At 73.1% G+C, this 12,445-nt stretch carries 15 protein-coding genes; 9 read left to right on the top strand and 6 right to left on the bottom strand.

What is annotated here, in order from left to right:
• Positions 1–216: 216 nt before the first annotated feature.
• Positions 217–399: a tail-anchor membrane protein gene (locus IE308_RS13715; protein ID WP_110626653.1), complete on the top strand. Its 183-nt coding sequence runs from the start codon at positions 217–219 to the stop codon at positions 397–399.
• 4 nt (positions 400–403) lie between these two features.
• Here IE308_RS13715 and IE308_RS13710 read toward each other — a convergent pair whose 3' ends face one another.
• The 3 genes from IE308_RS13710 to IE308_RS13700 form a co-directional block, all read right to left on the bottom strand.
• On the bottom strand, positions 404–1,792 hold the full coding sequence (locus IE308_RS13710; RefSeq protein ID WP_190218104.1) for a tannase/feruloyl esterase family alpha/beta hydrolase: 1,389 nt from the start codon (positions 1,790–1,792) through the stop codon (positions 404–406).
• A gap of 252 nt (positions 1,793–2,044) precedes the next feature.
• Complete coding sequence (locus IE308_RS13705) at positions 2,045–2,890, bottom strand: hypothetical protein (protein WP_190218103.1); 846 nt, start codon at positions 2,888–2,890, stop codon at positions 2,045–2,047.
• A 171-nt stretch (positions 2,891–3,061) separates the two neighbouring features.
• Positions 3,062–3,376, bottom strand: coding sequence for a hypothetical protein (locus IE308_RS13700; RefSeq protein ID WP_110626650.1), 315 nt, complete (start codon positions 3,374–3,376; stop codon positions 3,062–3,064).
• A 99-nt stretch (positions 3,377–3,475) separates the two neighbouring features.
• Between IE308_RS13700 and IE308_RS13695 the strand changes: the two genes are divergently transcribed.
• The gene (locus IE308_RS13695; protein WP_190218102.1) at positions 3,476–4,372 is read left to right on the top strand and encodes an oxygenase MpaB family protein; all 897 of its coding nucleotides are present in this window, start codon (positions 3,476–3,478) and stop codon (positions 4,370–4,372) included.
• Here the strand turns inward: IE308_RS13695 and IE308_RS13690 are convergent.
• The gene (locus tag IE308_RS13690; RefSeq protein WP_190218101.1) at positions 4,358–4,882 is read right to left on the bottom strand and encodes a PadR family transcriptional regulator; all 525 of its coding nucleotides are present in this window, start codon (positions 4,880–4,882) and stop codon (positions 4,358–4,360) included. The two genes, IE308_RS13695 and IE308_RS13690, sit on opposite strands and share 15 nt — an antisense overlap.
• 130 nt (positions 4,883–5,012) lie before the next feature.
• Here IE308_RS13690 and IE308_RS13685 point away from each other — a divergent pair, with 130 nt between their 5' ends.
• Complete coding sequence (locus IE308_RS13685; protein ID WP_190218100.1) at positions 5,013–5,768, top strand: alpha/beta fold hydrolase; 756 nt, start codon at positions 5,013–5,015, stop codon at positions 5,766–5,768.
• 3 nt (positions 5,769–5,771) lie between these two features.
• Here IE308_RS13685 and IE308_RS13680 read toward each other — a convergent pair whose 3' ends face one another.
• Complete coding sequence (locus IE308_RS13680; RefSeq protein WP_190218099.1) at positions 5,772–6,371, bottom strand: class I SAM-dependent methyltransferase; 600 nt, start codon at positions 6,369–6,371, stop codon at positions 5,772–5,774.
• A 152-nt stretch (positions 6,372–6,523) separates the two neighbouring features.
• On the opposite strand from IE308_RS13680, the gene IE308_RS13675 reads away from it, so the two are divergent.
• From IE308_RS13675 to IE308_RS13655, 5 genes are all read left to right on the top strand, one after another.
• Positions 6,524–7,297 carry an MHYT domain-containing protein gene (locus IE308_RS13675; protein ID WP_110626647.1) on the top strand — a complete coding sequence of 258 codons (774 nt, stop codon included), beginning with the start codon at positions 6,524–6,526 and terminating at the stop codon, positions 7,295–7,297.
• A 49-nt stretch (positions 7,298–7,346) separates the two neighbouring features.
• Positions 7,347–9,875, top strand: coding sequence for a sensor histidine kinase (locus tag IE308_RS13670; RefSeq protein WP_190218098.1), 2,529 nt, complete (start codon positions 7,347–7,349; stop codon positions 9,873–9,875).
• Complete coding sequence (locus IE308_RS13665) at positions 9,872–10,309, top strand: roadblock/LC7 domain-containing protein (RefSeq protein WP_110626645.1); 438 nt, start codon at positions 9,872–9,874, stop codon at positions 10,307–10,309. Before IE308_RS13670 ends, IE308_RS13665 begins: the two co-directional genes overlap by 4 nt.
• A gap of 15 nt (positions 10,310–10,324) precedes the next feature.
• Positions 10,325–10,735: a DUF742 domain-containing protein gene (locus IE308_RS13660; RefSeq protein ID WP_190218097.1), complete on the top strand. Its 411-nt coding sequence runs from the start codon at positions 10,325–10,327 to the stop codon at positions 10,733–10,735.
• Positions 10,736–10,841: 106 nt separating this feature from the next.
• Entirely contained in the window at positions 10,842–11,447 is a 606-nt protein-coding gene (locus tag IE308_RS13655; RefSeq protein WP_110626643.1) for a GTP-binding protein, read from the top strand.
• Between the two features lie 9 nt (positions 11,448–11,456).
• Here IE308_RS13655 and IE308_RS13650 read toward each other — a convergent pair whose 3' ends face one another.
• Entirely contained in the window at positions 11,457–11,885 is a 429-nt protein-coding gene (locus tag IE308_RS13650) for a PPOX class F420-dependent oxidoreductase (RefSeq protein WP_190218096.1), read from the bottom strand.
• Between the two features lie 95 nt (positions 11,886–11,980).
• On the opposite strand from IE308_RS13650, the gene IE308_RS13645 reads away from it, so the two are divergent.
• Positions 11,981–12,382, top strand: coding sequence for a roadblock/LC7 domain-containing protein (locus tag IE308_RS13645; protein ID WP_190218095.1), 402 nt, complete (start codon positions 11,981–11,983; stop codon positions 12,380–12,382).
• The last annotated feature ends 63 nt before the right edge of the window (positions 12,383–12,445 follow it).

The raw sequence follows: 12,445 nt of genomic DNA, 5'->3' as shown, positions 1-12,445 counted from the left end.
AAAGTCCGACCTGACCGGCGCCGTCGAGCAGTGATCTGAGTCACCATGACGTCGGGAGGTGCCGGCGGCCGGTAGCCGGTGGCGGAGCCGGTCCGTCTCAGGGACGCCTAGGGGTCGCACCTCAGGGGTCTGTCAGGGTCGCCGTCCGGAACCGCGGGAAGCGCGGGCCCGTTCTCATCACAGACAGCGGCACAGGCCGCGAAGGAGGCGACGCACATGTCGAAGAACGCGAAGATCGCCGTAGGGGGAGTGGCGGTCGGGCTCCTGCTTCTCATCTGGCTGCCCTGGTGGGCCGCCTTCCTGATAGTCGTCGGCGTACCGGCCGCCGCCTACCTGGCGCTGGACCCGTCGCAGCGGCGCAGGCTGCGCCGGGTCACGCGCAAGGAACTCGGCCGCTGAGGCATCACCGCCCCGGCTCACGCACCCCGTCCACCGCGCAGGTGTCGACCACGTCGCCGTCCGCGGGCCTGGCGACGGTGTGGTCCGCGGGCGGTACGGCACCCCGCTCCACCCAGGCGACCAGTGCGCTGAACGCCGAGCGGTAGCAGGGCAGGAGCGGCCGCAACCGCTCCGGCCAGGTGTCGTACAGCCCGTCGACGTGCGTGCCGCCCTCGATGGTGTAGAAGCGGTGGAGGCGTCCGCGTCCGCTCGCGTCGATCATGCGCGCGTACACGTCCGAGTCGGCCGCCTTCGGCAGCAGCGCGTCCAGATCGCCGTGCAGGGTGATCAGGGGCCGGCCGATCCGCCCGGTCAGGGCCACCCGCGCCACCGCACGGCGCACGGAGGCGGGCCGGGAGGCGTAGTCGTACGACGCGTCCGACGCGCACGGCGCGAGGATCTGCTCCAGGGTGCTCCCGGCGGACGGGCCCGGGCAGGCGGGGTCATAGGAAGGGTCGAACTCGGCACGGTAGATCTTCTGGGTGAGACCCCAGTAGGCCTTCTCGTGGTACGGCCACAGGAACTCCGAGCCCCGCGCGAAGCCGGCGGCATAGAGGTCCTCGTCCCGGGCCGCGCCGAGCTGCCGCGCGACCGCGGTGGGCAGGGAGGTGAGCAGGTTCGGGCCGTCGGCGGTCCACAGCGTCCCTTCCCAGTCCACGCCGCCGTCGTACAGCTCGGGGTGGTTCTCCAGCTGCCAGCGCGTCAGATAACCGCCGTTGGACATGCCGGTGGCGTAGGTCCGGCGGGGTGCCTGCCCGTAGCGCTGCGCCACCACGCGCTTGGCCGCCCGGGCGAGCTGAGTGGTCCGCTCGTTCCACTCGGCGACGGCGTCCCCCGGGCGCCGGCCGTCGCGGTAGATGTCGACGCCGCTGTTGCCCTTGTCGGTGGCCGCGTAGGCGTAACCCAGGGCCAGCACCTGGTCGGAGATCGCCTTGTCGGTGGCGTACTGCTTGCGGGTGCCCGGCGCGCCCGTGACGACGAGACCGCCGTTCCAGTGGTCCGGCAGCCGGATCACGAACTGGGCGTCGTGGTTCCAGCCGTGCGTGGTGTTGAAGTGAGAAGAGTCCGGAAAGTACCCGTCGATCTGCATCCCGGGCACCCCGGACGGCAGCCGGGTGGCTCTCGCCGTCAGCCCGGCCTGGTCGGCCGGGTCGGTGTACGGCGTGCCCGCGAGCCCCGTCGTCGTGAGATCGGCCAGGCAGGCGCTGCGCTGGAAGGCCGCACCCGGCACCCGCACCGGCCCGGCCGCCTCACAGGGAGCGCCCCCGGCGGCCTCGGCTGCGGGTACGGGCCCGGTCAGCGCGGCCGCCACGACGGCGGCGGCGAGAAACGGAACACTCCGGGACAGGCGCATGGCAGCCTCCAGCGAATAGGTAAGGGGAGGGGACGGGCGGCACCATCGTGGTGGGCGCTCGCCCGGCCAGCCATGTGGTGGCACCCCACCTGCAGGCCCGGCGAGGTAGATTCCGGCCCCAGGGTGTTGACCCGAACTGCCGCCCCTCGCCTGTCGTTCGCCCTGCCCTGCCCTGCCCTGCCCTGCCCTGCCCTGCCTGCCACGCCCTGCTCAGCGCTTCCCGCGTCGGCGGGAAGGCGCTGAGGCCGGCGCTCAGTTCGGGCGCACGGCCATCTTGTCGAGAGCATCCAGCAGGGCCGGCAGCTCCCGGCCGCGGCCCACCGGCAGCACTTCCCCGGGCTCCTCGTCGAGCAGCACGAAGGCGATGTCGTCCGTCCTGGCCACCAGCGACCAGCCGGGACCGTCGGCGCGCAGCGTCCGCGCCGCCCCCGGCGCGAACGACGACCGCACCCGGCCCAGGGGCGGCGGTGTCTCCAGATAGGCACGGACTTCGGCGAGGACGCGGCGCACACCGCTGTGCCCGCTCTGTGCCGATGCCGCCGCGTCGGACTCGTCCTCAACGCCGGGGGAATCCGGTTCGCCGGCACCGGGCTGGGCGAAGGAGGCGTCGTCGACCTGCTCCCGCCACGTGGACCACTGCACCGCGATCTCGTCGGCGCCCAGCCTCCGCTGCGCGGGTCCCCACACGGTGGTGTCCGGCGGGGAGAGCAGCGGCCCGTCGCCGGTCTCGGGGTCGGGATCGTGCGGGGCGGGCACGCCGGGCGCCGCGACGGCGACCGCCAGCGGCCAGCCGGGCAGCGCGGCGACCACCGACCGCTCGTCGGGGGACAGCTCGTACTCCATGCCGCAGTCCCAGGACGCGATGGCCACGGCCACCAGCGACACGTCGTCGGTGACCACCGTCCAGCGGGCGCCCTCACCGTCCTGCCCCAGCACCAGGCCGTAGCCGTCGGCGAGGGGCGCCAGGCCGAGCGCCGCACACGCCGCCGGATAGTCGTCACCCAGCACACTCGGGAACTGCGCCGGCGTCAGCAGCACCGCCGTGAGCACATAAAGCGCGTCGTCGGCGGCGACGGCGTCCTCGTCCGTCTCGGCCATCACAGCCTCCCCTTGGGTTCGTCCAACGGCGCGCACCCTAATGCGACTGCAAGCCGCTTGTCACGACTCCCGACCCACCCGGACCTGCAGTTTTCGTCCTGGACGGGGGCGAATCGACCGCATTTGCAACGCCCTCGTGTCCCGAGCGGTACCGATCCGGGCCCGCAGGCGTCACCTGCCCGCCGCGTCTCGGGCCGCGGGCAGCCCGAGGAGCTCCCGCGCCACCGTCGCCGGTGAGGTGCCGCGCTCCCGCGCGAGCGCCACGACGGCCCGGCACGCCAGCTCGCTCACCCCGAACGACAGCGCCTCCGGCGGCACCCACCCGGCCGCCTCCTCGACCCGCTCCTGGTCGTCCTCCGCCCGGGCGGCGACATACACCGCGGCGGCCTCGAAGAGGTTGTGCGGACGGGTGTCCCGCCCGGTGCCCGGCTCCGCCTTCACGGAACCCATGAACTTCGCACAGGCCTCGCGCACCCTGCCGAACATGCTGACCACCTTCCCCCTGCGTGTCTGCTCTGACCGGTCGGTCATCTGGTCCCTCCCAACGTAGAGTTGGAGCTTGGGCGGCAGAAGGGGGACTGCGCGGTGAAGCGCTTCGCACGGCTCGAACAGATCCGGCGGATGGATCCATACCGTGACGCGTCCGAGATCTACCGCCTCACCTCGGCCTACGAGTTCCCCTGGGACCACACCCGAGCCCTCGAGCTCGCCCTGTACCGCACCTACGCGGTGCCCAGCATCGGACGGCTGCTCGCCGAGACGGCCGAGCTGACCGACCGCACCCAGAAGCGGTACGACGACACCTCGCTGCTGCTCGACACCGTCGTCGAGCACGGCTTCGACAGCACCCAGGGCCGCACGGCCATCCGCCGGATCAACCAGATGCACCGCAGCTACGACATCAGCAACGACGACATGCGGTACGTGCTGTGTACCTTCGTCGTGATGCCCAAGCGGTGGATCGACGCCTACGGCTGGCGCAGGCTCTCACGCCACGAGAGGGTCGCGACCTCCGTCCACTACCGAACCCTCGGCCGGCACATGGGGATCAAGGACATCCCCGAAACCTACGAGGAGTTCGAGGCCTGCCTCGACGCCTACGAGGAGACCCACTTCGCCTGGGACGAGGACGCGCGCCGAGTCTCCGACGCCACGCTGGCGCTGATGGCCTCCTGGTACCCCCGCCCGCTCGCCCCCCTTCTGCGCACCGCGACCCTCGCCCTGCTCGACGAGCCGCTCCTGCACGCCTTCCGCTACACCCCGCCCAGCCCCGCCGTACGCACCCTCGTCCGCCGGGCGGTAAGGATGCGGGGGCGGGCCGTCCGCCTGCTCCCGCCCCGGCGCGCTCCGCACTTCGCGCGCCAGAACTGGGAGATCAAGAGCTATCCGGACGGCTACGAGGTGAACGATCTGGGCACCCGCCCGGTTCCCGGCCTGCGCGGCTGCCCCGTACGTCACCCGGGCGGGTCAGCCGCCCAGTGAGTCCAGTGTCGCGCGCAGCCAGGTGAGTTCCGCGCGCGAGGTGGCCCGCGCGATGGTCAGGATGCCCTGCCGGAACGGGTCGTCCAGCTCCTCGGCGGCGAGGGGCCGGTCACCGTCGTAGAAGAAGCTCGCCGGTTCCTGGAGGAAGGCCAGCCGGCGCCGCAGGACCGCCGCCTGGGCCGCCGGGTCCGGCAGGTGGCGCAGGAAGGCGAGCACCGTGAACCAGCGGTTCTCGTCGGTGATGTCGCGCTGCGCGGGCTCCGCCAGCCGGTGCAGCAGCTCCGTCCTGCCCTCCTCGGTGAGAGTGAGGACGTGCCGAGGTGCGGCGACCGCGCCCGGCTCCGTCGTCCGGGCCAGCAGCCCGGCCTTCTCCAGCCGTTTGATCGCGGGATACAGCGTGCTCTCGGCGACCGGCCGCACGTGCCCGGTCAGGGCCGCGATGCGTTTGCGCAGCTCGTAGCCGTGCAGCGGGGCGTCGTAGAGGAATCCGAGGATGGCCAGCTCCAGCATGCCCGCATTCTCCCTCATCCCGGTACACGGCCGGTGTACAACCTGCCCGTCATACATCGACTTTTCAATACCTCGATGACGATGTATCTTCCTGGTGCTCGAAGGCGGCATGAGTGCGAAGGAGTACGTGATGAGGCAGGCAGAGTTCGACGGCAAGGGCAGCTGCATCCGCTGGACCGAGACGCCGGGCGCGCAGCCGGCGCGCGTGTACGTGCACGGACTGGGCGCCACGTCGGCCGTCTACCACGCGCACATCGCGGCCCGCGCCGAACTCGCGGGGCGCCGCAGCCTCTTCCTCGATCTGCCCGGACACGGCATCAGCGACCGTCCCGAGCACTTCGGCTACTCCCTGGAGGAGCACGCCGACGCGGTGGCCTGCGCCCTGGACACGGCGGGGGTGACCGGCGCGGAGCTGATCGCGCACAGCATGGGCGGTTCCGTCGCCCTCGTGCTCGCCCACCGGCGGCCCTACCTCGTCTCCCGGCTGGTCCTCACCGAGGCCAACCTCGACGCCTTCCCGCCGCCCACCGCCGGCAGCAGCGGTATCGCCTCCTTCGGGGAGGAGGAGTTCGTCGACGGCGGCCACACGCACGTGCTGGAGAACGTGGGCGCGGTGTGGGCGGCCACCATGCGGCTGGCCGATCCGCGCGGGCTGCACCGCAGCGCGGTCGGCCTCCGGCGCGGCTCCAAGCCGGTCATGCGGACGATCCTGGAAGGACTGGCGATCGACCGGGTCTACCTGCAGGGCGAACTCAGCGGTCCCCTCGCGGGCGAGAAGGCCCTCCGGGAAGCGGGCGTGCGGGTGGTCACCGTGCCCGGAGCCGGCCACAACGTCATGTTCGACAACCCCGACGCCTTCGTCGCCGCGGTCGCCGGGCAGCTCTGACCGTCAGTCCGCTCGCACCGCCAGCGCCAGGAACCGGTCGTCGCGGTCGACGTACGACGTCATGCGCCACCCCGAAGCGGCCAGCAGCGGACGCAGGTTGGACTCCGCGCGCAGATCGTCCGGGGTGATCTGCCGCCCCTGCCGCGCCGCCAGCGCCGCCCGGCCGATGGGGTGGAACAGGGCCAGCACCCCGCCGGGCCGCACCACGCGCGCCAGCTCCCGCAGGTTCTCCGCCGGGCGCGGCAGATGCGCGATGAGACCGGCGGCGAACACGGCGTCCAGCGCGCCGGACCGCACGGGCAGCGCGGCGACATCGGCGAGGAGCAGCCGCCCGTCCCGGTCCCGGCCCGCCCGCACCGCGGCCTGCAGCATGGCCGGAGTGAGATCGGCGCCCACCACGACGCCCGACGCGCCCACGGCCGCGCGCAACGGCGGCAGCGCGCGGCCGGTACCGCACCCGGCGTCCAGTACGCGGTCCCCCTCGCGCAGCCCGAGTTCGGCGACGGCCGCCGTGTAGGCCGGGCCGTCGTCCGGGAACCGGCTGTCCCAGTCGGCGGCGCGGGCGGCGAAGAACTCCTGGACATGTGTGTGGTCGTCGCTCATGTACCGCATGATTCCTCACCGACACGGATGACGCCTCTGTGCGCATGTTCGACCCTGACGCGATCGTTCCGGCACACCACTGCGTCATATTCCAACAGCTTTCGAAATGCGCCCCCTTCGTGCGCCCTTGCCCCGGCTAGCGTCCCGGGGCCATGGGACACCTGGACCACGCCGCCTTCGGGTGGCTGACCCCCGTGCTGTCGTACGTGATGGCCTGCATCGGCGCGGCTCTCGGGCTGCGCTGCACGATGCGCGCCCTCGGCACCACGGGGCGCTCGCGCCGCAACTGGCTTCTGACGGCCGCCTCCGCGATCGGCACCGGCATCTGGACCATGCACTTCGTGGCCATGCTCGGCTTCGCCGTCAGCGGCACCGACATCCGCTACGACGTACCGCTGACCGTGCTGAGCCTGCTCGTCGCCATGGCCGTCGTGAGCGCGGGCGTCTTCGCCGTCGGCTACGGCCGCGACCGCACGCGCGCGCTGTTCGTCGGCGGCCTCACCACCGGACTGGGCGTCGCCAGCATGCACTACCTCGGCATGGCCGCGGTCCGCCTGCACGGCGACGTCCACTACGAACCGGTGCGCGTCGCCCTGTCCGTGGTGATCGCCGTCGTCGCGGCCACCGCGGCCCTGTGGGCGGCACTCAACATCAAGTCACCCCTCGCGGTCACCGTCGCCTCCCTCGTCATGGGGGCGGCCGTCAGCAGCATGCACTACACCGCCATGTTCGCGGTCAGCGTGCGTGTCACCCCCTCCGGCGCACCGCTGCCCGGGGCCACGGCGATGCAGTTCATCTTCCCCCTCGCCGTCGGCCTCGGGTCCTACCTCTTCCTGACCTCCGCCTTCGTGGCCCTGTCGCCGACGACGGGGGAGCGCGAGGCGTCCGCCTCGGCCCAACGGCAGGTCCACAGCGTGGCCCGCTGACCGGGCCCGCACCGACCGCCGTACCCGACCACTCCCGAGCGAGGAGGCCATGCGCCCACCCCGGAGGAACCCCAAGGCCGACGCCGGCCCGCCGCCCCCCGCGCGCGGGCGCCGCGCCCACGCCGGACCGCCCGCCGACGAGGAACGGGAGGAGACGGCGGAGACCGCGTCCGAGGCGGTGCCCGACAGCACCGCGCGCCGGCGCCTGCGACCGCGCACCGTGCGAGCCAAGGTCGTCTGCCTGCTGATGGTGCCGGTCGTCTCCCTGCTCGCCCTGTGGGCGTACGCCACCGTCAGCACCGCCCAGGACGTCTCCCGGCTACGGCAGGCCCAGCGCGTCGACGCCCAGGTCCGCACCCCCGTCGCCGCAGCCGTCGCCGCACTCCAGGCCGAACGGGCCGCAGCGGTGCGCTACGCGACCGCCCCGTCCGACGCACGCGCCGGCGACCTGAGGACACTGACGGACCGCACCGACCGGGCCGTGGCCGTACTCCGCCTCGGCGACCACCACACCGTCGCCGAGAGCCAGGAACTGCCCGGCGGAGTGTCCCGTCGGCTGGAGACCTTCGTGACCGGCGTCGAACAACTGCGGTCCCTGCGCGCCGAGATCCTCGCCCGGCGCACCGGCTGGGACGACGCGTACGCCCGCTACACGGCCACGATCTCCGCCGCCTTCGGCGTGGGCGGCGCCCTGACCGGCATCCAGGACGCCGACCTCGGCTCCGACGCGCGCGTGCTGCTGGAGTTCTCCCGCGCGGCCGAGGCCCTCGCCCAGGAGGACGCCGTCCTCGGCGGCGCCCGGCTCGCCGGACGACTCGGCGATCAGCGGCTGCGGTTGTTCACCGGCGCCGTGCAGACCCGCCGTACGCTCACCGACGCCGCCGTGCAGGACCTGCGCGGACCCGCACGCGCCGCCTGGCGCGACCTCGCCACCGGCAGCGGCTACACCGAACTGACCGCCACCGAGGACCGGGTCCTCGTAGGCGGGCCGGGCACCCGCGTGGCCGACACGGCGTCCGCCGCCACCTGGGACACGGCCCACGCGCGCGTGCGGGACGCGATGCGGGCGATCGAGACACGGGCGGGAGACGACGTCGCGGACCGCGCCGACCCCGTCACCCGCGGCCTGCTCACCCCCGCGGGCGCCGCCGTGCTGCTGGGCCTGGCCGCCGTCGCCGCCTCCCTCGTCATCTCCGTGCGCATCGGCCGCGGCCTCGTCGTCGAGCTGGTCAGCCTGCGCAACAGCGCGCTGGACATCGCCCGCCGCCAGCTCCCCGAGACCATGCGGCGACTGCGCGCCGGAGAAGAGATCGACATCAGGGCCGAGGCCCCGCCCGGACCGGCCGCGGAGGACGAGACCGGACAGGTCGCCGAGGCGCTCGGCACCGTCCACCGCGCGGCACTGCGGGCCGCCGTGGAGCGCGCCGAACTGGCCAGCGGCATCTCCGGCGTCTTCGTCAACCTCGCCCGCCGCAGCCAGGTCCTCGTCCACCGCCAGCTGAGCCTCCTCGACAGCATGGAACGCCGCTCCGAGGACCCCGACGAACTGAGCGACCTGTTCCGGCTGGACCACCTCACCACCCGCATGCGACGTCACGCCGAGAGCCTGATCATCCTCTCCGGAGCGGCGCCCGGCCGGGCCTGGCGCATGCCGGTCTCGCTGACCAACGTCGTACGAGCGGCCGTCTCCGAGGTCGAGGACTACGCGCGCGTGGAGGTACGGCAACTGCCCGAGGCGTCCGTGATCGGCGCCGCGGTCGCCGACCTCACCCACCTCCTCGCCGAACTCATCGAGAACGCGGCCCAGTTCTCGCCTCCCCACACGCGCGTACGCGTCACCGGGGAGCCCGTCGGCAACGGCTACGCCGTCGAGGTCGAGGACCGCGGACTCGGCATGGGCAAGGAGGCACTGGCCGAGGCCAACCGGCGCATCGCCCAGTCCGAGGCGCTCGACCTCTTCGACAGTGACCGCCTCGGTCTGTTCGTCGTCAGCCGGCTCGCGGCCCGCCACAGCATCCGGGTGCACCTGCGGACCTCGCCCTACGGCGGCACCACCGCCGTCGTCCTGCTGCCCACGGCCCTGCTGCACAGCGGAGCGACGGAACGTTCCGCCGAGCGGACGGACGAGGCACGGCAGCCCACCGAGCGCGCCTACGCGCGCGTGGCCGCGACCCCCGCCCCCCAGGAGCCGGTCACCGCCGCCGACCGCCCCGCACTCGTGGCGCCGCCGCATCCGGCCGAGCCCCCCGTCCCCCCTCCGCCCCCGGGAGTCACCGCCTTGCGCCCGCACCGCACGCCGGACGCCGCCGCGGACACCGGCCGCGCCGACACGACCGACGACCTCCCGCGCCGCATACGGCAGGCCAGCCTCGCCCCCCAGCTGCGCGCACGCCCCGCCGAGCAGCACCCACCGCCCGCCGGACCGCACGCCGACGACCGGCGCACCCCCGAACTCGTGCGCGACCGCATGACCGCCTACCGCGCAGGCTGGGCACGCGGCGGCGGCAGACAACCCGGCCATGGCTTCGCCCCCGACCCCGCGCCCGGGGGCGACGGCACCGAAGGAGACCCCGCATGATCCACAACCCGGGCACCGGTACGGCCCAGCGGTCCGGCGAACTCGACTGGCTGCTGGACGACCTGGTGACACGCGCGCGCGACGTACGGCACGCCGTGGTGCTGTCCAACGACGGGCTCGCCGTCGGCGCCTCCAGCGACCTCAGCCGCGAGGACGCCGAGCACCTGGCCGCCGTGGCCTCCGGCTTCCACAGCCTCGCCAAGGGCGCCGGCCGGCACTTCGGCGCCGGCGGTGTCCGCCAGACGATGGTCGAGATGGACGACGCGTTCCTCTTCGTGGCCGCCGCCGGCGACGGCTCCTGCCTCGCCGTACTGACCGCCGTGACCGCCGACATCGGCCTCGTCGCCTACGAGATGGCACGACTGGTCAAACGCGTCGGTGAACACCTCTACACGCCGGCGCGCGTCACCGCGCGCCCGCCGGCCGCCGGATGACAAGGCGGTACGCCCATGACCGAGCACCCGCACGGTGCCCCACCCGAACCGGGCAGCCAGTGGTACGACGGCGAGGCGGGCCCGCTGGTGCGGCCCTACGCCCTCACCGGCGGCCGTACCCAACCCGGCCCCAGCGGTGTCCGGTTCGATCTGATCGCGCTCGTCACGCTGGACCCCGGCGCACCGCGCCTCGACGACACGGCGCTCGGCCCCGAGCACCGCGCCCTGGTCGACCTGTGTCGCCCGGAGACCCAGTCGGTCGCGGAACTCGCCGCGGACACCGATCTGCCGGTGGGCGTGATCAGGGTGCTCCTCGGCGACCTGCTCGAACTGGGCTGCGTCACCGTCAGCCGCCCGGTGCCGCCCGCCCAGCTTCCCGACGAACGCATCCTGCGTGAGGTGATCGAGGGGCTGCGGGCGCTGTAGAGGCGCGCACTCTCCCTCCCCGCGACGGGACCACCGTCGCCCTCACGCCCCCCCGCCCCCACCCTCTGACGTCGACCGATACCCGCACTCCCGAGAGAAGTGAACGATGGTCTCCGAGCACTCCGACGCCACCGGCGGCGACCCGACCGCCCTGGCGTTGAAGATCCTGGTCGCCGGCGGGTTCGGCGTGGGCAAGACCACCCTGGTGGGCGCGGTCAGCGAGATCAGGCCGCTGCGCACCGAGGAACTGCTCAGCGAGGTCGGCCAGTCGGTGGACGACACCGACGGCGTGGACCAGAAGGTGACGACGACCGTCGCCATGGACTTCGGCCGCATCACCATCCGCGCCGGCCTCTCGCTGTACCTGTTCGGCACCCCCGGCCAGGACCGCTTCTGGTTCCTGTGGGACGAGCTGTCGCAGGGAGCGCTGGGCGCCGTGGTCCTCGCCGACACCCGACGGCTGGAGGACTGCTTCCCGGCGGTCGACTACTTCGAGCACCGGCACATTCCGTTCGTGGTAGCCGTCAACTGCTTCGCCGGAGCCCGCAGCTACGACACCCAGGAGGTCGAGCGCGCCCTCGACCTCGACCACGGCACCCCCGTGGTGCTGTGCGACGCCCGTGACCGCGACTCGGGGAAGGAGGTGCTGATCAGGCTCGTCGAGTACGCCGGGCGGATGCACACCGCCCGGCTGCTCGACTCCGTCGGGTGACGCCGGCGCTCAGTCGGCGACCGCCTTCTGCGCCACCACCTTGTCGATGGTGACCCGCACCAGCAGCTCGCCCGGCACACCGTTGCGCGCACCGAACTCCTCGGCGCGCTCCTCGCCCATGTACCGGGCGCCGATGCGCGCGGCCCAGTGCCGCAGCTCGGCCAGGTCCTCCGAGATCCGGGCCCGCCCCTGCAGCACGACGAAGCCGAAGGGCGGCCGGTCGTCGTCCACGCAGAGCGCGACCCGGTCGTCCCGGGCCAGATTGCGGCCCTTCACGCTGGTGTTGTGGGTGTTGAACACCACCTCGTCCCCGTCGAGCAGGAACCAGATCGGCGTCACATGCGGCCCGCCGTCCGCCCGGACGGTGGACAGCTTGCCGGTCCGGGTGCCGTGCGAGACGAAGGCCCGCCATTCGTCGTCGGTCATCTTCTGTGCCATGCCCCCATCCTGCTTGCCCGGCGCCCGCTCCTGGGGAAGGCTGGCGGGGGGATCCCCCGGCCCCCGGGGGAGACATCACACGGGGAGATGTGAACATGGCGCACAACCAGAGCCTCGGCTGGCTCCTGGACGACCTGACCGAACGCGTCGACCACGTACGCCACGCCCTGGTCCTGTCCAACGACGGACTGGTGACGGGCGCGAGTACGGGGCTGCGGCGCGAGGACGCCGAGCACCTGGCGGCCGTGTCGTCCGGACTGCACAGTCTCGCCAAGGGCTCGGGCCGCCACTTCGGCGCGGGCAACGTCCGCCAGACGATGATCGAGTTCGACGACGCCGTCCTCTTCGTCACCGCCGCGGGCACGGGCAGCTGCCTGTGCGTCCTCAGCGGCGCCGAGGCGGACTTCGGGCAGATCGCCTACGAGATGACCCTGCTCGTCAACCGGGTGGGAGAGCACCTCGACGTGGACGCCCGGCGGCCCGAACACACCCGCTGACAAGGCGCTGACCTGCACATTCGATCTCTCCCGCGGAGTTATCCACAGGCCCGCCACGAGATC

Origin of the sequence: Streptomyces griseosporeus (assembly GCF_014656055.1) — a bacterium.
Lineage (GTDB): Bacteria > Actinomycetota > Actinomycetes > Streptomycetales > Streptomycetaceae > Streptomyces > Streptomyces griseosporeus.
The sequence above is the reverse complement of the archived record's forward strand: the minus strand, read 5'-3'. Positions and strand labels throughout refer to the sequence as shown.